At 62.9% G+C, this 20396-nt stretch carries 11 protein-coding genes; 1 reads left to right on the plus strand and 10 read right to left on the minus strand.

Going from position 1 to position 20396, the window contains the following annotated elements; translation table 11 throughout:
* Positions 1–31 precede the first annotated feature (31 nt).
* The 4 genes from CGL56_RS02135 to CGL56_RS02150 all read right to left on the minus strand — a co-directional run bounded on the left by CGL56_RS02135 (position 32) and on the right by CGL56_RS02150 (position 5611).
* On the minus strand, positions 32–1684 hold the full coding sequence (locus CGL56_RS02135) for a UxaA family hydrolase (protein WP_099104845.1): 1653 nt from the start codon (positions 1682–1684) through the stop codon (positions 32–34).
* Between the two features lie 159 nt (positions 1685–1843).
* Positions 1844–2605 (minus strand): rhamnogalacturonan acetylesterase, encoded by a 762-nt coding sequence (locus tag CGL56_RS02140; RefSeq protein WP_099104846.1) that lies wholly within the window; start codon positions 2603–2605, stop codon positions 1844–1846.
* Between the two features lie 34 nt (positions 2606–2639).
* Positions 2640–4046, minus strand: coding sequence for a pectate lyase family protein (locus tag CGL56_RS02145; protein WP_167641513.1), 1407 nt, complete (start codon positions 4044–4046; stop codon positions 2640–2642).
* A 134-nt stretch (positions 4047–4180) separates the two neighbouring features.
* The gene (locus tag CGL56_RS02150; protein WP_099104848.1) at positions 4181–5611 is read right to left on the minus strand and encodes a glycoside hydrolase family 28 protein; all 1431 of its coding nucleotides are present in this window, start codon (positions 5609–5611) and stop codon (positions 4181–4183) included.
* Positions 5612–5816: 205 nt separating this feature from the next.
* Here CGL56_RS02150 and pelA point away from each other — a divergent pair, with 205 nt between their 5' ends.
* Positions 5817–6854: a pectate lyase gene (gene pelA, locus CGL56_RS02155; protein ID WP_209280260.1), complete on the plus strand. Its 1038-nt coding sequence runs from the start codon at positions 5817–5819 to the stop codon at positions 6852–6854.
* Between the two features lie 6 nt (positions 6855–6860).
* Here pelA and CGL56_RS02160 read toward each other — a convergent pair whose 3' ends face one another.
* The 6 genes from CGL56_RS02160 to CGL56_RS02185 form a co-directional block, all read right to left on the minus strand.
* Positions 6861–11069 (minus strand): ATP-binding protein, encoded by a 4209-nt coding sequence (locus CGL56_RS02160; RefSeq protein WP_099104850.1) that lies wholly within the window; start codon positions 11067–11069, stop codon positions 6861–6863.
* Between the two features lie 46 nt (positions 11070–11115).
* Positions 11116–12624 carry a M20/M25/M40 family metallo-hydrolase gene (locus CGL56_RS02165; RefSeq protein ID WP_099104851.1) on the minus strand — a complete coding sequence of 503 codons (1509 nt, stop codon included), beginning with the start codon at positions 12622–12624 and terminating at the stop codon, positions 11116–11118.
* Positions 12625–12687: 63 nt separating this feature from the next.
* Positions 12688–14046 (minus strand): putative oxidoreductase C-terminal domain-containing protein, encoded by a 1359-nt coding sequence (locus CGL56_RS02170; RefSeq protein WP_209280259.1) that lies wholly within the window; start codon positions 14044–14046, stop codon positions 12688–12690.
* A 25-nt stretch (positions 14047–14071) separates the two neighbouring features.
* Entirely contained in the window at positions 14072–15460 is a 1389-nt protein-coding gene (locus tag CGL56_RS02175; protein WP_099104853.1) for a Gfo/Idh/MocA family protein, read from the minus strand.
* 30 nt (positions 15461–15490) lie between these two features.
* Entirely contained in the window at positions 15491–17455 is a 1965-nt protein-coding gene (locus CGL56_RS02180) for a ThuA domain-containing protein (RefSeq protein ID WP_167641512.1), read from the minus strand.
* Positions 17456–17528: 73 nt separating this feature from the next.
* The gene (locus CGL56_RS02185; RefSeq protein WP_099104855.1) at positions 17529–20267 is read right to left on the minus strand and encodes an alpha-L-rhamnosidase; all 2739 of its coding nucleotides are present in this window, start codon (positions 20265–20267) and stop codon (positions 17529–17531) included.
* Positions 20268–20396 lie beyond the last annotated feature (129 nt).

Raw genomic sequence — 20396 nt, forward strand, 5'->3', positions numbered from 1 at the left:
GTGGGTGTTTCTTTGGGGCGGGTCCGCGGGTTCAAAGGGATACCCCGCGTTTCCAGGGGATAAAGTCGTCCTGCCCGAGCTGTTCGGCGCGGGTGAGCTGTTCGCCGCTGGCAACGCGCAGCAGCAATTCCAGCAGCTCCTCGCCCTTGGACTGAATGGTGTCCTCGCCGGAAATGACGGTACCGGCGTTGATGTCGATGATGTCGGCCATGCGCTGCGCCAGGGCGGTGTTGCTGGCCATCTTTACCGTGGGGGTGATGGGGTTTCCGGTGGGGGTACCCAACCCGGTGGTGAAAACGATCAGGTTGGCCCCGGAACCGGCCAGGCCAGTGGTGCTTTCCACGTCGTTGCCCGGGGTGCAGAGCAGGTTCAGGCCGGGCCGGGTGGCCTGCTCAGTGTAATCCAGTACATCTACCACCGGGGAGGTGCCCCCCTTCTTGGCGGCTCCGGCCGATTTCATGGCGTCGGTGATCAGTCCGTCGCGGATGTTGCCCGGGGAGGGGTTCATGGAGAAGGCCGACCCCACCGCTTCCGCCCGCTGGCTGTAGCTGCGCATGAGGTGGGCGAATTTCAGGGCCCCTTCCTCGGTGACGCAGCGGTTCACCAGCTCCTGCTCTACTCCGTTCAGTTCCGGGAACTCGGAGAGAATGGCCTTCCCGCCGAGGGAGACGAGCAGGTCGGAGGCGTACCCCAGGGCCGGATTCGCGGAGATGCCCGAGAAGCCGTCCGAGCCGCCGCATTCCAGGCCGAGGGTCAAATGCTCCAACCCCGCCGGGCGGCGTTCGATCTGGTTGGCCTGCATCAGTCCGGTGAAGGTCACCTTCACGGCCTCGGCGATGAATTCCCTTTCGGACTTGCTGCGCTGCTGCTCCAGGATATAGAGGGGCTTGCTGAAGTCCGGGGCGATGCGGTCCAGGGCTTCCTGCAGGAAGCCGGCCTGGGCGTTCTGACACCCCAGGCTGAGCACCGTTCCACCAGCAACGTTCGGGTTGTTGAGGTAGCCCGCCAGCAACCGGCACAGCGCCTCGGAATCCTGGCGAATCCCGCCGCAGCCGCCCTGGTGGGTGAGGAACTTGATGCCGTCGACGTTGGGGAAGACCCGCTTGCCATGTAGTTCCGTTCCGGAGCGAAGAATTTCGGTGGACAGAATGTCTTCCTCCGCTGCTCCCGCCCGGTACTTGGCAATGAGGGCATCCACGTCGACGCTGAAGGCGCGATCGGTGACGTAACCCAGTTTCTCGAGCATGGCCGACTGGATCACCTCCACGTTGCGGTTCTCGCAGAACACCAGCGGGATCACGAGCCAGTAATTGCGGGTGCCCACCTGCCCGTCACCGCGGTGGTAGCCGGAGAACGTCCGTCCGCGGAAGGCGGAAACGTCGGGGGCGTCCCATTCCGTACTGCGCTGCCCGACGGAGTAATCGCTGCTGGCGTGCACCACGTTTTCGGTACTGATGCGGGTGCCCCGGGGCACGGGCCGTAGGGTTTTCCCGACGGTGACGCCGTACATGGTGATGGTATCGCCTTCGGCGAAGTCGCGCTCGGCAAATTTGTGTTTGGTGGGCACATCCTCGCGGAACGGCAGGGTGCCACCCTCCGGCAGTTCGACCTCCTCGCCGGCGCGGAAGTCGCGCAGGGCAACGATGACGTTGTCGGCGGGGTGGATTTTCAGGAGTTCAGTCATTACTTCAGGCTTTGATCGTGGCGAACGGCGGTTCAGGGGTGCGGTACGCGGAGTGGAAGGTACGCGCTTGGCCAAAAAGTCTTTCCTATAAAGGTCTATATTACACTTATTGTCTGGATTCGCTGCCTCCTGAGTCGGTGGACCTTCGCTTCTCCCTATTTATTTGCCTACGAGTTGTCGCCTCAGCGGCAACCGGGCTTCCCGAATACCCCGGGCAACTAACCCTGCGATGGCCCGGGCACCCGCGGGTGATAAATGAGTGTTGTCTTCCACGCCCTCTGGATAGTTCGGGTGTTCTCCCGCTTCGAGCCAGAGGAACAGTGCTTGGGAAGGCGCATCGCCGTAACCGGATATCAGGTCGCGGCTAAGGGTGGTCATGTCGATGAAGGGCACTTTCATCTCCCGGGCCACACGTCTGGCGGTAGCGGGGTACGCCTCGTGGGTGGGTTGCAGCACGCCCGCTGCATCGAATTTGCGCCGCACGATGGGGCTGAGGATCACGGCCCGACCGCCCCGCTCCCGCGTTTCCTCCACGTAGCGCTTGAGGTTGTCTCCGTAGTCTTCGGGAGAGGAAAAACGGGAAGTATCCGGCTTAGGGTCGTTGTGACCAAACTGGATGAATACATAATCTCCGGGCCGGATCGCCTCGTAGACGATCCGCCACAGCCCCTCCTGACGGAAGGACCGGGAGCTGCGCCCGTTGCGGGCGTGATTTTCCACGACTACCCCGGCGGTGAGGTAATCCGATAGGGCCTCTCCCCAGCCGGTTTCCGGTCGGCGGTCCTCCCGTTTATCGGCCGCCGTAGAATCTCCAATCAGGTATACGGTCGGGGGCGTGGCGGGCAGGGACCGACAGCCCACCACCACGGCAGCTACCAGAATAAATCCAGTCAGGCGGATCAGGAAAGATGAGAAATGCATGTGGGTGAATTGACTGTAGTGAAACCGAACGGCGTTACCGGCCAATCAGCAAGCGCTCGGTGTGGTTGCCCTGGCTTGTGGCCACCACGATGTGGTAGATGCCCCGGGGCAGGACGGAGGCATTCAATACGTAGTCCCCTCCACAAGCAGCAGGGTATTCAGCACGGTTCACGAGACGCCCCATGCCGTCGTAGACACTCACCCACGCATTCGATTGAATTTCCTTCGCCAGGGAAACGGTGGCCGTGGAAGTAGCGGGATTGGGGTAAATGGCAACCTGGCCCAGGGGAAGGATATCCCGGGTGGAGGTAGTAAAGCCTTCGTAGGCAACCAGTACGCGCCCGGTGGTGATGCCGCCCTGGGTGTCCACCAGTTCGTACACGATGGTATCAGTGCCCGATCCGGCGGCGGGGGGGATAAAGGTGATGCGGTTGTCGCGTACGATGGCCAGGCCCGGCGGGTTATTGAGGATTCGGCTGATGCGCAGTTCACCGCCATCCGGGTCGTAATCGTTGGCCGTAACGTCCACCACGGTTGGTGCGGCGTAGTCGCTGAAATCAATGCTGTCGGTCACCGCTACGGGAGGTTGATTGGTATCCGGATTGAAGGGTCCGGCGGAGTTCATTACGTGGGCCGGCACCGCCTCCGCAGGGAGGGCAGTGTAAGGGTAGAGGCTGGCGGGCTCAAATGCATTGCCGTTGGTTTCCCGCTTGCCGATGGATCCGTCGTATATGTTGCCGATGCTCACGAGCTCCGGCTCCCGGATGCCTTTCCCCTGGTCGCCGACCGAATGCGGGTCATTGGAATTGCGGAAGTAATTGTTCTCTACCACCAGGTGGGATTCAAAATTGGCGGCAATGCAGTAGGAGCTGATGTCCTCGAAGTAGGTATTAAGGACGTGCACGTCACCGAAACGCGTGCGGGGCATTCGCTGCGACAACCCTTTGCCAATGCTGCCGTCGAACCAGCAGTTGTAGTAGGTAGTGCGCAGGTGGCCCCGGCTTTCCACCTGGTCGTCGCTGGACCCGATCAGGCTCACCTTGTTGTGATCGCTGAAGCGGCAGTTGGAGATGGTGATGTAGTCGGCATCCATACCATTGCCACTGCGGATGTCCAACAGGCCGTCTGCGGCGGCGTACAACCAGCAGTGGTCGATCCAGACGTTCTGCCCGTACACCGTGATGCCGTCGGTGCTGTGCGTTTTGCCCGACCAGTCGCCATCGTATGAATCGCCGATGGACAGGTTCTGGATGATCACGTTGTTGCCAACCACCTCCAGTCCGCCGAACCGGATCATGGCTTCCGGCGTAGCCCCGCGCAGGGTTTTGTTCCCGTACACCTTCACCCGTTCGTACAGGTTGAGCTCGATGGTATCCTGCACCAGGATTACCCGGGGGGTGTTGCTCCGCAGTTGGGCCACCAGCTCGGATCGTGAGCTCACGGTAACAGTTTCTCCCCCCTCACCGCCGGTGGTCCCCCCGTTCAGTGAAGCCCAGCCGACTGGACCTTGTTGTCCCTGGACAGCCAAGGATAACAGGAAGGCAAGAATTAATAAGGGTAAATAGCTATGCATGATCATTGCGCCTCTACCAGTTCCCCGTTGAGATAGTAATCCTGGTAGTCCAGGTCCTCCACGAACTCGATCTTGTTTCCCTCGGCCACGCCATCGAAGCGGCAATCGATAAGCTCCACCCCGGTGATGGGGTGGTCGGGGCTGTAGCCCTCCAGCAGGAGGCCGTAGCGGCTCTTCTTCGAAGTGACGTTCTCGACGACGATGTTGCGGACGGTCGGGATGTACCCCCGGGTGGTGTCGGAGAAGATGTCGTAGCGCATGTTGATGCGGACCACGGCTTCCCGTACCTCACCGACCGTGATGTTGCGGAAGTAGAGATTTTCGATGGTACCGCCCCTCACCTTATTGGTCTTGACCCGGATGGCACGGTCAAGATTCGGACTGTCCATCACGCAGTTCTCCGCGTAAATGTTCCGGGCGCCCCCGCTCACTTCGCTGCCGATCACCACCCCGCCGTGGCCGTCCTTCATCTCGCAATCCTGGATGACGACGTTCTCGATGGGCCGGCCGCTGTTGCGTCCGTCCTGGTTGCGGCCCGATTTCAGGGCGATGCAATCGTCGCCGGTATCGAAGTAGCAGTTCTTGATCAGCACGTTGTTACAGCTTTCCGGGTCGCAGCCGTCGCTGTTCGGTCCGTGGCTGATCACGCGTACGTTCTGAATCGTCACGTTATCGCTCAGGGTAGGATGCAAGACCCACATTGGGGAATTGCGGATGGTTACTCCATCAATCAAAATATTCTTGCACCGGTAAGTATGCACGAAGTTGGGCCGCAGGTAGCTCACGCCCTCAAACCGCCGCTCTTCCAGGGGCACTTCGTTCGTGTTCCAGGCGTAGAGTCGGGGACGACTGTTGGCGTCGGCCTGGCTGGGCATTCCTTCCCGCCATCCGTAGCGGTCGGAGCCCGACCACGGCCACCAGTTCTCGTTGCTGGCCTGCCCGTCGAGGGTACCACTGCCGGTGATGGCAATGTTCTCCTGCTCGTAAGCGTAGATGAGCGGACTGTAGTTATAGGTTTCCACGCCTTCCCACCGCGTGTGCACCGCAGGCAGGTAATCCTCCGGAGTGGTGCTGAATTTCAGGGTGGCCCCTTCCGACAGGTGTAGGTTGACGTTACTTTTCAGGTGGATGGGACCTTTTACGTAAAAGTCTCCCGACGGTACCACCACCCGACCGCCCCCGGCGGAGGTGCATTTCTCGATGGCCTGGCGGAGGGCCGGCAATGCGTCGGTGCGGCCATCGGCCACGGCGCCCTCGGCCGTGATGTCAAAGTCGCGGTCGGGAAACTCAGGGGGCTGGATGTTCGCCAGGATTTCCTCCACCCCGTTCCAAGGGTCATCGGCGACGGTGGTTACCGCATCCTCCGCTTCCGGAGCGGGTTGGCAATGCAGGAGAAACAGGAAAGCGAAAAATCCGGGTAGGTATCTGATCATGGTGCACAATCGTATAAAGGGAATCACAAGGTTTTCTGGAAGCCGGACCGGCCGGTGCTTCCGGGATTCCCAAATGTAGGCTGGGCCCCGCCAGCCGGATCACGCAGAAATCATCATCGACCTAGCCGCTTTTCACATCCCCTACCCCCTGGTTGGCCAGGGGAACCCGGCCTTTTTACATTAGGTGGCATCAAGATTTTGCCCCGTGAAACACCTCCTTCTTCCCCTCTGCTGCCTTCTCTTTTTCTCCTGCCGCGCGCATCCGTCGTTTCCCCAGTCGGGGGACCCCGTGGCCGATCGCATGCTGCTGTATCAGCGGGACAACGGCGGCTGGCCGCAGGATCACGGCGACGCCATCGACTACTCGGCGGAACTGTCGGAGGAGGAACGGGCAGCCATCGCCCAGGATAAATCCCGCGAGGATGCCACCCTGGACGACCACAGTACCACGCGGGAAATTGACTATCTGCTGGAGGCCTTCGCTGAAACCGGCAAATCGGCCTACCGGAAGGCGGCTATCCGCGGACTTGAATTCCTGCTGACCGCCCAGAATGCCGCCGGGGGCTGGCCCCAGAAATACCCGGACACCTCCGGCTACCACGGCCACATCACCTACAACGATAACGCCATGATCGACGTGATGAACCTCCTCTTCCAGGTCGCCGGGGGCGAGGGGAAGTACGGCAGCGTGGACCAGGATTTGCGCGCGCGGGCCGCGGGTGCCGTGCAACGGGGAATAGCCTGCATCCTGAATACCCAAGTGGTGGCCCGGAATGGTCAGCTGACCGTCTGGGGAGCCCAGCACGACCGCCACACCCTGGCACCGGCGGCGGCCCGGAAGTTTGAGCCGGCCACCCTGAGTGGATCGGAGAGCGTGGGCATCGTCCGTTTCCTGATGCGGCTGGAAAACCCCGACGAAAGTATCAAGCGGAGTATTCGCGCGGCGGTACATTTCCTGGATTCGGTCCGGATCGACGGGTACCGCATGGACAGGATCGACGACCCCAGCCAGCCCACCGGCCGCGACCGCATCATCGTGCCGGACAGCAGCAAAACCCTCTGGGCCCGCTTCTATGAACTCGATACCTTCCGGCCCGTCTTCACCGGTCGGGATGCCGTGGTGCACTACCGGCTGGAAGACATCGAGAACGAGCGGCGCATGGGCTATGGCTTCTACGGCTCCTGGCCCCGCGACCTCATTCGGAAGGATTACCCGGCCTGGGAAGCCCTGATAAAAGATTAGCTACTCCTATTCATTTCCCTGCAGGCTCTGGACGTACTGCGTCGGGGTCATATCAAACTCCTTCTTGAAGGTACGGCTGAACGAGTTCGGCAAATCGAAGCCCACCCGGTAGGCTACTTCGGCCACGGTCAGGCTCTCCTGGGCCAGCAATTCCTTGGCCTTTTTCATGCGGAAGGACTTCAGCAGGTCGATGGGCTTCTTGCCGGTCAGCTGCTTCACCTTGCGGATGAAGTGCATATGGCTCAGGTGCATCGCCTCACACATGGCCCGCACGTTGAAGTCGGAATCGGCCACGTGCTCGTGCAGCAGTCCGGTGAGCCGCTGAAGGAATTCCTCGTCGGGTGAGGCCACCACCTCCGTTTCCGGGGTGAGGCGGAAGTCGAGGTTGAACTTCTCCCGCAACCGCCGCCGCTGATCGAGGAGGTTTTCTATCCTGAGCAGCAGCAGCTCCGGGTTGAAGGGTTTGGTGATGTAGTCGTCCGCCCCCTTCGCGTAGCCGGACGCCTTGTTCTCATCCAGCACCTTGGCCGTGAGCAGGATGACCGGCAGGTGGCTGGTAGCCAGGTTCTCCTTCAGCCGGTGGCAAAGGGTGATGCCGTCCATCTCGCCCATCATCACGTCGCTCAGGACCAGGTCGAAGGATAGCTCCTGCGCGAGCCGCAAGCCCTCCCGGCCGCTCGTGGCCGTCACTACCATGTATTTGCTCCCCAGCAGCTGGGCCAGGAACTGGAGCATGTCCGGGTTGTCCTCCACCACCAACACCCGCTCGGCTTCACCGGCTGGAGCAAACTCTTTCTCCACCGTGTCCTGGTAGCCATTCAGCAGCAGGGTGGCTTCCTGCCGGGTGGTACGGAAGGCCTCCTGCTGGTGATCTGACGGATTAATCTCCGATTCCCGCCCAACCACGAAGGGCAGGTAGACCGTGAAGGTGGCCCCGCTCCCCGGCGTGCTCTCCACCCGAATGTCCCCCTGCATCAGGTAGATCAGGTCCTTGATGTAGCTGAGCCCGATGCCCGTCCCCCCTTCCGTGGAGGTTTCGCTGGGCGAGGTGTAGTACTTGTCGAAGATGAGGGCAATCTTCTCCGGACTGATGCCGCTGCCGGTGTCCTTGACTTCCAGGCGGATATACTCCGGGTAGAATCCGTTGAGGCCCGCCGCTTCGGCGGAGACGGTGGACAGGTCAACGGTAATACTGCCTCCGCGGGGGGTGTGCCGGAAAGCGTTCGACAACAGGTTGGCCAGTACCTTTTCCACCTTGTCGAGGTCCAGCGCCACCACCGCCTCCTCTTCCGGTCCGGTAAAGGCCAGGTAGATCTCCCGCTCAAGGGCAAGATCCTCAAAAAGGGAGGTGATACCTGTCAGGTACTCCCGCAGCCGAACGTCGCTGAGCTTGATCTCCAGGGCACTCTGCTCGATGCGGCGGATCTCGAGGAGCTGATCGATGAGTTTGAGCAGCCGCCGGGCGTTGCGCTGCACTATGCCCTGCAATTGCTGCCGTCGCGACGGCGGGAGCTTCTCCCGTTCCTCGACCAGCTGATCGATGGGACCAAGGATCAGGGTGAGGGGGGTGCGCAGTTCGTGGGAGATGTTGGTGAAGAAGCCCAGCTTGGCCCGAGAGAGGTTTTCCAGCTGCACCAGCATGCCCTCCAGTTTGTCGCGCTGCTGCCTGATCTCCTTGTGGCGGTCCTGCAGGGTTGCGTTGACGATTTCCAGCTTCGCATTCTTGGCGTGGACCCGGTATTCGTAGAATCCGAAAATGGAGAGAAAGAGGAGAATGAGGCCGATGAACCACCCCTGCTTCCAGATGGGAGGCAGCACCTCGAAGGTGACCACCGCGGGGGTGGGATCGACGTTGAAATCGAGGTCACGGGCCCTGACTTCCAGCCGGTGGGGGCCGTCGCCCAGGTGGGTGAAGGAGTATTCCTCCGCCGGAGAGTAAGGCTGCCACGGCCCGTCGTCCACCCGGTAGGAGTACACCAGGTGCTCGGTCCGGGTCTTGCCGAAGTAGTCCTTGCCCGTCCAGGAGATGATGCCGTTGCCATCGGCCGGCACCCGTTCGGTAAAGAAGGAGATGGTGGTTTCCGGCGGAGTCCGGGAAGGTCCGTAGCGGGTAGAGAAGAACTCGTACTGGTCGCGTTCCGGCGGGGCGCCAGCCAGGGCCTGCCGCTTCCAGCTGCGGGAGACGTGGTCTATCCAGAGAAATTCCGGGGTATGGTGGAGGGTTCCCCCTTCAAAATCCAGGTTCAGCTGCTCGGGAAAGATGTTCTGCGTCCAGGAGGTGCCGTCGAAGGCGCAGGTGCCGTTTTCCGTCGCCACGATAAGTACGGAATCCGACAGGGCATCAATACTGAGGATGGTGTTACCCATCAGCCCATCGGCGGTGGTGTAGTTGGTCCAGGCGCCATCCTGGTAGATGAACAGCCCGTAGTACCGCGACCCCACCAACAGCCGGCCGGGGGCGGTGTGCAGGCAGTTGACGTACTCCTGTAGTCTTTCGTCTTCGGCGGTTTGCCACCGGGTACCATCGTAGAAGAGCAACCGACTGCCCCCGATCCAGATGCGCCCGTCGGGCGACTCGCCGATGCCGTAGGCGTTGGCCTGCTGTAGTCCGTTCTCGCCGTACACGTGGCGCACCCATTCCAGGTCTTCGCCGGTTGGATCGGGCAGTTCCAGCAAGCCGCTCGTAAATCCGTCCTCCGCCCGGGCGTCCACGCTGCCGCCGAACCACAGGGTGCCGTCGCTGGCCTCAAATACGGCCCGGTAGTCGATGCCCCACGACAGCGTAGGGTGCAGGTGGCGTTCCCACTTTCCACCCCGCCAGACCGCGGTAGCCGCCCGCCCCCGATGAGAACCCGCTGCCCAGATCTGGCCGCGGGAAGTACGCAGCAGGCGAACGGGCGCGTCCATGAGTCCGTCCGCGGTACTGTGGGCCGTCCAGTTGGTGCCCGATCGCTGTACCACGCGGTTATCGTAGGAAATGAACCATTCCTCTTCGTCCCCGTCGGCGAATTGAAAGCTGAGTCCGTCGTACGTGAGCCAGCGGTCGAAGGATAAGTCGAGTAGCAGCAACTTAGACTTGTAACCAGCCAGCCAGAGCTGGTCGCTGCCGCTCTGCTGCAGGATCACCCGGTTGGCGGGGATGGGGTATTGTGGCGATTTGTACATCGCCCACTGCCCGTCCGGGAAGTAGGCCATCAGCTTGGCGATGGTGCTGATCCAGATGATCCCGTTTTCCGATTGCACGATGTCGGTCATGTACTCATCTCCACCGAACCGGCGGTTCAGGTAAATGGTCTCCCACTCCTGGCCGTCGTAGACCAGGATACCGCGGTCCGAACTGGAATTGATGACCCAGATGCGGCCGTCCGCAGCCTCCAGCAGCCGCTGGTCCTCACCGAGGTGGAGGTCATCGCCACTGGTGATGACGGCGTACTTCCGGAAGCCGCTCCGCGTCACATCCGACCAGCGAAAGCGCAGCAGGGTGCCGTTTTCCATATCGGTGGACAGGGCAAACCACACGTCACCGTTGCGGTCCTCCAGCACGTCGGAAGCTTCCCGGAAGTTCTGCTCGGCGTTCAGGGCTTCCACCGGCAAGGGTACCGTTTGCGCAAAGGGGAAGGCGGTGCGCAGGGCCCGCATCTTCTCAGTGGCGGTATAGAAAACGAGGGTGCCATCGGTACGCAGGTGGACGAATCCCCGGTTGGAACCGGCCATGACGCTACCGTCCCGAAGTTGCTGAAGGGAAGTAAAGGTGAAGGGCAGGTTCTTAGGCGCCGTCAACGGCCGGGTCCACTCCCCCTCCGCGTAGCGGTAAATACCCCACTGGGAGGTGGCGAAAATCACCCCGTCGCGGGTGGCCATGATCTGCTCCACGGCCTCCCCCTGCGGACTGCCGGTCCCCTGGTGGGGCAACCACGAATACCCGTCGTATTCGAGTACGCCGTCGCTGACCCCGACGAAGACCCGGCGGTCGGGAGTTTCCACCAGACAGCGGATGCCCGTACCGTCGACTTCGGGGAATTGCCGCCAGCGCCAGGGCTCGGACAGGGGGTTGACCACCTCCGGGGTATAGGGCTCCGTGGCGGTCAGGGCCGGTGCCCCCCCGACGATGAGTACGATCGCCAGCAACCACCCCAGTCTGTATTCCCCCGCTCCCCGCCACCGGGAAGCAGACAGGTCCGACGGTACCAGATGAAAAAGCGGGGGTGTGAGCATGATCGATCGAAACGGAAGGAAAATCAGCGCCGCCTGGGCGACCAGGCTACAGGTCGGTGCGCAGCACGCCGTAGAGGCTCTCCACCCCGCGGAAGTAGTTGCTCAACCGGATGTTTTCGTTGGGGCTGTGCTGGTTGTTGTCGGGGTTGACGAGGGGCAACACCACGGCCGGCACGTCCAGGGTATTCACGAAAGGGGCAATGGGTACCGATCCGCCCATGGTACGGATGAGCACGGGGGGCGTACCGAAGGTATCCTCCAGGGCGCGGCGTAGCCACCGGCCGGTGGGGCCGTCCAGGTCGGTGCGGAAAGCGCCGTAGCTGGTTTGGCCCTGCATACGGGCGAGGCGGGGGTAGGCCAGCCGCTCTTCGTCGGTGGGCTCCCGGTCGGCGGGAATCAGGTGGAAGCCCTGGTTCTCCAGGTGAACGCGCACCAGCTCCAGCAGCCGGTCGCCGTCGCTTTCCTTCACCAGCCGCAAGTCCAGCTCGGCTATGGCGGATGCGGGGATGATGGTGCGGGCCTTGTCGCCTACCCAACCGCTGGCCATGCCGCGGATGTTGAGGCTGGGGTACTGCAGGGCTTCCTGCAGGTTCTTCCCTACCCCATCGGGTTCACTGAAGCCGATCTTCTCGCGGATCTCGGCGGGATCATCGGGTACGGTGGCCATCATTTCGCGGGTAGCCGCATCCAGCTCGATCCCGTCGTAGAATCCGGGGATGGTCACCCGGCCCCGCTGGTCCTTCATCGTTGCCAGCAGCTGGGCCAGCCGCAGGGCGGGGTTCGGGGCGTAGTTGCCGTAGTGACCGCTGTGCTGCGGGAGTTTGGGACCGTAGACGGTAATCTCGGCCGTAGCAATACCGCGGGCTCCCCCCACCAGGGTGGGTTGGTTGACCAGGTGCACCGGCCCGTCCAGGATCACGAGGTGATCGGCGGCCAGGGCCTGCCGGTGGGTTTCCACGGCACCGGGCAGGTCGGGGCTGCTCGTTTCCTCCATGGGGTCGATGACGAATTTGACGGTGTAGCCCGGCCGTTCGCCGCGGGCCATCAGCTCGTCCCAGGCCACCAGAAACATCATGATGGGCGCCTTGGCGTCGCTGCTGGAGCGGGCAAACAGCCGCACGTCGCTGGTATCCGGGCGGGCGGGAAGCGCGGCCTTTTCGTACCTCACGCTACCGTCGGCGTCGAAACGCGTACGGCCGTAGGTGGGCGTGTAGGGCGGGGCCAGCACCCAGCGGGAGGAGTCCACCGATTGCCCGTCCACGTGGCCGTAGAAGAGTACTGTTTCCGCCGCCGCGGATTCCGCCGGGAAGGTGGCCAGGAAGAGGTCGATACCGGCATTGGGCAGGCGTTGGGTGGCAAAACCACGACGGCTGAATTCCCGTTCCAGCCACTGCAGGTTACCTTCCAGCTGCCCCTCGATGCGGGCATCGTTGGGGATGGCCAAAAATGCCTCGTAGTCCGGCAAACTGGCCAGCGTACGTTCGTACAGTCCGTCCTGGGCGGGGACGCGGGTGCAGAGCCAGCATAAAAGCAGCAAGGTCAGGGGGTAGCGCATAGATCGGATTTGGAAGGGGTAGAACTTGGAGTCCGTAAGATAGACAAGACTACCGTTCCCCGATCAGTGCGTCATCCGGTAGGCCTGGGTGGTCACGAAATATTTCGTGAGCATGTTCTTACGCTCCCATTCCGGAATTTCTCCGGCGGCGAGATATTTCAGGAACTGCTCAGTTACCTGCCCGAAGTGGTCCTCATGACTGGTGCGCAGGGCATCCGGCACGGTGATCTCGTACCCCTCCTCCACGGCGCGGAAGCCCACGCCGGGGAACTGTTCCTGCAGGGAAGCGCTCGCCGCCTCCAGGGTTTCGGCCGGGAGGTCAGCCTTGGGCTCCAGGTACAGGGTGGGCCGGTAATTCTGGGGCGCGTCCTGGCGAATGACCAGGTCGGCCTTGCTGCCCCGCATCACCGAGTAGTGGGTATCGGCCGCCCCGGGGGGTGCCTCGTAGTTCCAGATGACGGACGCCCGGCCGTGTACGCCGCGCACCGTGAAGTCAATCGCTCCGTTGGCGTAGACCTCCAGTTTGCCCCCGCTGACGGCGGGCTGCAGGTAATCCGGGAACGACTCCTGCCCCGTGACGTGGGCAAACTCCTCCGGGGTAAGCGTGGTAGCCCAGCGGCGGGCGTCCACGACTTTCACTTCGGTGGTATCAATGGGCTGATCGGGGAAGGTCTCCCAGAGGATAAGGTCGACCAGGTGGGTGGCCACGTCAACCATCCCCTCTCCCTGCTGCCGCACGTCAAAGAACCACGCCGGCCGGATGAGGGGCTGACCGGAAACCAGCTTGCTGAAGTGGTGTACGCTTTCCTTCGAAATGGCCGGCTCCTCCACGCTGCCCTTTAGCAGCTCGCCGAACACCTCCTCCCGTCGGGAAAGGGCGCGCTGGAGCATGGTGGTGATCTCGAACCGCTCCGTCATGATGTCGTAGAGGAGCAGTCCCTTATCATCCGCTTCCATCAGGGCGGATTCCAGCGTTTCGTATTCCGCGGGGTCGATCACCATGGGCTTGTCGGCCAGTACATTCAGGCCGGCGTCGATGGCCGCCTGGATGTATTCCGTTTTTCGGGCGTTGTTGCCCGACAGCACCACGACGTTACCCGCTCGATCGGCAATCATCCGCTCGAAGAAGTCGGAACCGGTGTACACCTCCTGCTGCCAGGCCGTGGGAGGGTCGCCCGCATTGTAGCGTTCGATCCGTGCCAGGTGCTGTTGCAGGTCGTCGCCTGCCGGGGCGTATACGTGCACGGTGGAGTCGACCTGGGGGTACATCTTCTTCTGCACCAGGGCGGCGTGGAAATGACCGGGATCGAGGGTGATCAGTCGGACCTTAGCGGGATCGGTATCGGGCATCGGATCGGAGGAAGTGGATACACAGCCCGCCAACAGCAGGAATGCCAGGCCGGCAACACAGGATTTCAACACGGTGGATCGGGGGTTTGGGCTTCGACTAGCGGGCAAGGGCGGGGATGTTTTCGTAACCGTAGGGCCACCGTTGGGAGCGGCTCAGCATACGGTTGGCCTCGTCGTTGTTCTTAAAGCGTTCCTGGACGGGGTCCCAGTGCAGTTTGCCGGGCACCTTCATGGCAATGTGGGAGATGAGGCAGGCCGAGCAGGACCGGTGGGCTACCTCGGCCGGGGAGACGGTCAGGGCCCGCGACTTCATGCAGTCCAGCCAGTTGCCGTGTTGCTCGTGGCTGTCATAGAGGCGGAGGTCGTCCGGCCCGATCGTCAGCTGCGCCTTGTCGGTGAGGGTGGTCTTGAAGGCCTCGCTGTTGCCGAAGGTGGGGTCGCTGGCCGTCACCCCGACGCTGCCGCGGGAAACGAAGATCGACCCGTCGGTACCGTGGAAGTGAACGCCGTTGGGGAGTTCACCGTCGATGACCATGGTGACACCGTTGGCGTATTTGGCCTCCACGTGGTAGGGGCCGTGGACGTTCCAGAGGCCTTTCTCCGGGAACTGGGCGGTAGCCTCCACCTCGATTGGTCCGGTGAACTCGGTCCCCATGCCCCAATGGGCGATGTCCACGTGGTGGACGCCCCAGCCGGTGATCATCCCGGCGCCGAATTGCTCGCAGCGCAGCCAGCCGGGACGGGAGAAATCATTCTGGGGGTGCACCCGGTCTACGGTGTACGGGACGTAGGGAGTGGAGCCCAGCCACATCTCGTAATTGAGGTTGGCGGGGATGGGCATTTCCACCATCTCGCCGCCGGAAGGGTCGCTGGGCAGGCCGATATCCACGCGGGTGAGTTTGCCGATCCGGCCATTGCGGACCAGTTCGCAGGCGCGGCGGAACTGGGGCCAGGGGTCGTTCGACCGCTGCTGGCTTCCCAACTGAAAGACCACGCCGGTGCGGTGCACGATGTCGCTCATCATGCGCCCTTCCTCCACGGTCAGCGAAGTGGGTTTCTGCAGGTAAATATCCTTCCCGGCCAGGGCGGCCTCGATGGCGGGTTGGGCGTGCCAGTGGTCGGGGGTGCTGATGAGCACGCCGTCAATTTCCGGGTTGGCCAGCAGCTCCCGGTAGTCGTCGTACATCTTCACGTCCACGTAATTGTCGCTGCCGCGCTCCTTGCGGTACCAGTCCTCTACGAACTGCTTGCCCTGTTCCTTGCGCTTGCTGTCGACGTCACAGACGGCAATCACCCGCGCGCTGTCGTGTCGCATGGTTTCCGGCAGGTCGTGGCCCCGGGCGATGCGGCCGCAGCCGATCTGGGCAATCTGCAGTTTGTTGCTCGGGGCATTCTTGCCCAGCACCGAGGCCGGCACGATGGTGGGAACGCAAAGGGTAGCGGCCACGGTGGCCATTGATTTCTTGAGGTAAGACCTGCGGTTCATGATTGACTAGCTTAGGAAGTAAAGGGAAAGTTAGCGGGCGGCCCACTCGATGCCGCCGAGGATGTGGCGGATGAAGAGGGGGTCGGAGTAATGCTCGGAACGGTGTCCGAGGGCGGTATACCACTGCCGTCCGCCGTGGTTGGTGAGGTACCAGGAGGCCGGGAAGCTGTTACCGAAAGTTTCGCCGGGGTAACCGGCCTTGCCTTCCGGATCGTCGACGGTGCTCAGGTCGGCGGCCAGCAGTACGTGCATTGCCGGGTTGAGTTTCTTGATGTAGTAGCACTCCTCGTCGCGAATGTGCCAGGTGGGAGGCAGGAAATCGGTAGAGGGGTGGTCAGGGTCGATCACGGCGACATCGAAGTCCTGCCGCTTAGGGTGACGGTGGAAGGTTCCGCCGATGACCCGCCAGAAGTAGGGCCAGTCGCGTTCCGAGCCGATGGCCGAATGGATGCCCACGTATCCGCCGCCGCCCTCCAGGTAGCCGCGGAAGGCCTCGTGCTGGGCCGGGGTTTCGAAGATGTCGTTGTTGGTGTTCGAGAAGACCAGCACGTCAAAATCGGCCAGCCGTTCGGGGGTGAAGTAGGCCGGGTCATCCGAGCTCACTACGCTGAAGCCATTCTCCTCCCCCAGCCGCTCGATGGCCGCCACGCTGGCGGGGATGTTCTCGTGGACGTAGCCCTTGCCGTTGCGGGTGTACACCAGTACCCGCTTGCCCTGCAGCTTACCGGCGCCGTCCACCACCACCCGCGGTGGGTGGGCGAAGTCCTGCCAGTAGCGCTCGGCGGCCGCCGAATCCAGGGTGCCGTTGTAGACCACCATGCGGTACTTCAACCGATACTGGCCATCGGGCCGCAGCCGGAAGTCCACCTCTTGGGCGGGATTGAAGTTGAGGAATACGTTTTCCTTACCCCCGTTGGCCCCCTCGGGCCAGATGCGGATGGTCTGGGGAGCGTCGTAGTTGTCGGGGTGCGACAGGAAGAGGATGCCCGACCGGCCGCTGTTCGTGGGTCCGTCGACCATCATCCAGCGGGCGCGGGTGGCATTGCCGTCCGCCTTGTTCTTGCCGCCGGAAGTGAGCAGGCGGGCCGTGGCGTCGTCCCAGTCGGGCCGCGCCCGGAATCCAATGCCCTGGTAGCGGTACGCCTTGACCACGAAGGGCTCGTCGGTGATGTTTCGTTGGGTGGTGGTATAATCTACCTGGTAGGCGTTCCGGTCCAGGGAATGCACTCCCAGGTCGAGCTGCTCCTCCAGCAGCGGCTTGGCGCCCTCACGGACGGCGCTGTCGGGGAACATCAGGTAGGTGTGCCGGGCGGTAAGTCCGGCGGTGAGCGGGCCACCGGCGAGGTTATCTACCCCATCGGCCGTCACCGTTCCGTGGCCGCGGACGAGATTCCAGAAGTCCAGTTCCCGCCCCTGGTACTCAGTGTGCGTCCAGGGGTTCCAAACGCCGTAATGGTGGTAGTGGTCCGACGGCTGAATACGCGTAAGCGTATCCCCGGCCGGGGAAAGGATGGGGTGCAGGAAGCCACCGCGGGAGAAGATCGGATCAACCCCGGCGGGTACGGGCGCGGGGTCGCGCTGATAGGTCAGCAAGGTGCGGTCGTCACCGGCCACGAAGCGAACCCGCCCGTCGGCCAGGGTGGCCTGAATCCCACCCGCGGGCGTCGAACCCCCGCCACTTGCTGCAAGAGCCAGGGCGTAACGCCGCTGGGTGCCGGCGGGCGTCTCGCCTTCGAGCACCCAACAGAGGCGGTTGCCCTCCCACTGAACCGTCACCGGCCGGCGATTGCTCCCACCGGTTACCTCATACAGGGCCAACGCGTCGTGGCGGGCGCCGACGGCTTCGTCCACCTCGGCACACACCAGCGTCTGCTGCCGTGCGTAAGGGCCCGAATGAACGGTGAAAGAAGGCCAATCGCCAGCCTGAGCCGCAGCCCAGGCCAGGGGAAAAAACAGGATACTCAAGACCAGGAAGGAACGGGATAATAGCTGCAAGGGGATCGACTTTGATGGGGAAGATAGCCCGAAACACCGAATTAGTGAATCGATTGCGTAACTCATTTTTGACCTACCGCGAAGAAGTTATCGGCAGGGAGAAGCGGTAGGTTCCGGAGCCGAGTTCCACCATGACGTGGTCCGCCGACTGTCGGTGACTGCGCACCCCGTTGCCCTGGACCAGGGGCTGTCCGTCCAGTTGCACGCTTTCCTGGCGGGCGTTGGGGAGGTGGAGCTCGGCGGTGGTGTTCGGGGGGACGGTAACGGTGAACTCCAGGCCTTCGGCCGTAGTCGTCCATCCACTGGCCGCCGTTCCGTAGGGGGTTTCCAGGGTAGCGTGGGCCTGGGTAAGTTCGCCGCCCGGGTGGGGCTGGAGGACGAGGTGTTTGTAGCCCGGGGCGGCCGGATCGGTGTCCAGTCCCGCGGACCGCCGGTAGAGCCAGTCGCCCACCGCGCCGTAGGCGTAGTGGTTGAAGGAATTCATGCCCTCGCTCTGGAAGGTGGAATCGGGTTTGATGCCGTCCCACCGCTCCCAGATGGTGGTGGCACCCCGGGTGACGGGGTACAGCCAGGAGGGGTATTCCTTGCGGTGGAGCAGGGTATAGGCGGTATCGGTGTAGCCAAAGCGCGTCAGCACGTGCAGCAGATACGGGGTACCGAGGAATCCGGTGGTGAGGTGACCATAGCGTTCAATGTTGTCCACCAGCCGCCGGGCGGCCGCCTCCCGTACTTCTTCGGGCAGCAGGTCGAACTCCAGGGCCAGGATGTAGGCCGTCTGGGTGCTGCTGACCAGCCGGCCGGAAGGGGTGACGTATTCATCACGGAAGGCCTGCCGCAGCCGCCGGGCAAGCTCCCGGTATTCCGCCGCCTCCTCCGTCTTGCCGAGAACTTCCGCCGCCCGCGCGACCAGGTCGGTGGAGTGGACGAAAAAGGCCTGGGCAATGAGGTATTTGTCTGTGATGGCCGAAATTCCCGAGGGGTCGTTGCCCACGCTGTAGAAGAGCCAGTCGCCGAAGTGAGACCCGGTATTCCAGAGGAGGTCGTCGCCGGCCGTATCCTTCATGTAGCCCACCCAGGCCTTCATGGTCGGGTACTGCTCTTCCAGCAGGCGCTGATCACCGTAGGCGAGGTACATCGTCCAGGGCCCGATGGTAGCCACGTCCGCCCAACCGGCCGAAGCGGCGGCATTCTCTCCCAGGACGTTAGGCACCACGTGGGGTACCGCCCCGGAGGGCAGTTGGTCGGCGGAGACGTCGCTGAGCCACTTCTGGAAGAACCCACTCACGTCGTAATTGAAGGCTGCCGTGCGGGCAAAGGCCTGGGCGTCGCCCGTCCATCCGAGGCGCTCGTCGCGCTGCGGACAGTCGGTCGGCACGTCGACAAAGTTGCCGCGCTGCCCCCACTTGATGTTCCGCTGCAGCTGGTTGATCAGGGAATCCGAACTGGTAAACCTTCCCGTTTCCTCCATCGCCGAATGGATCACCTCGGCGCGGAAGTCCTCCGCCCGTGGCATCTCCGGCCAGTTCTTCAGGCGAACGTAGCGGAATCCCATGAAGGTGAAGGCCGGGGCGAAGGTGGACGCACCGTCGCCGGCCAGGGTGTAGCTTGTTTCCTGCTTCGCCGTCCGCAGGTTGGCGGTGTAGAAGTTGCCGTCCTTGTCCAGCACTTCGGCGTGGTGGATTACCACGGTCTGCCCCGCCGGGCCCTCCACCGTGAACCTTACCCTGCCCACGAGATTCTGGCCAAAGTCAATGACGGTGTCCCCTGCGGGAGTGATGAAGATTTCCCGGGGCGCAAGCACCTCCGTAACCGTCACGGGTGGGCCCACGGGGGCTACCAGTACCTCCTTGTCGTGGTTGGCCACGGAAACGCCCTGCCAGCCGGCGGCGTCAAACCCGCGGCTAGACCAACCGGCTTGCTCACGGGTGGCGTCGTAGGCTACCCCATTATAAATGTCCGCGGAACGGTAGGGGGTGTCGGTGCTGCTGCGCCAGTCGCCGTCGCTTACGATGCGCTCTTGCCGCCCGTTGCGGTAGGTCACTTCCAGTTGCAACAGCAGGGCCAGTTCATCGCCGTAGACGGCGCGTTGTCCGCCCCAGCCAAGGTTGCCGCGGTACCAGCCGTCGGCCAGGGTGACGCCAATGGCGTTCTGCCCCGCTTGCAGCTGATCGGTGACGTCGTAGGTCTGGTACTGCAGCCGGTCCTGGTAGGCCGTCCAGCCGGGGGTCAGTAGCTGGTCGCCCACCCGCTCTCCGTTGATTTCCGCTGCGTACAGTCCGTGACTGGTCACGTAGAGGCGGGCGGAAGCGATCTGGCGGTCGAGGGAAAACTCCCGCCGCAGCCGGGGCGTCGGCAGCGACTGGCTTTGGTCACCCGCCTCCATGGGTTTTATCCATTCGGCAACCCAGTCGGCGGGATTGAGCAAGCCCATTTCCCAATTGGCCGCCGCGCTCCACTCCGAGGGCTTCCCCTGCTTGTCCCAGACGCGTACCTGCCAGAAGTACCGCTTGCGGGATTCCAGGTCGGGACCGGCATAGGGTACCAGTACCGACTGGTCCCCGTCTACACGGCCGCTGTCCCAGACCAGTTTGCGCCCCCGGGCGAGGTCGCGCGCATCGGTGGCTACCCGGATCTGGTAGGCGGACTGCATCACGTCGCGGGCGTCGCTCCGGAGTTTCCAGCTGAACCGGGGGTGGGTCTCCCCTACCCCGAGGGTATTGTCCTGCTGCTCGAAGCGCAGGTCCGTAACGGTAACCCCCTGGGCGCAGAGCGTACCGAGGGAAAAAAGAAACAACAGCAGTAAGTATGGCATGTGAGTTCAGGTTGCAGTGATCGACCCCCTAATATATTCGATCAAACCGCAATGGACTGTCCTGCTCTGTCCCGCTTATCCTGGCTGGCGTCGGCGCGCGGGCGCCAGGGGGAAGTTAGCCAGCAGCCA

The sequence above is a fragment of the Neolewinella marina genome, from assembly GCF_002631205.1.
GTDB classification, from domain to species: Bacteria; Bacteroidota; Bacteroidia; order Chitinophagales; family Saprospiraceae; genus Neolewinella; species Neolewinella marina.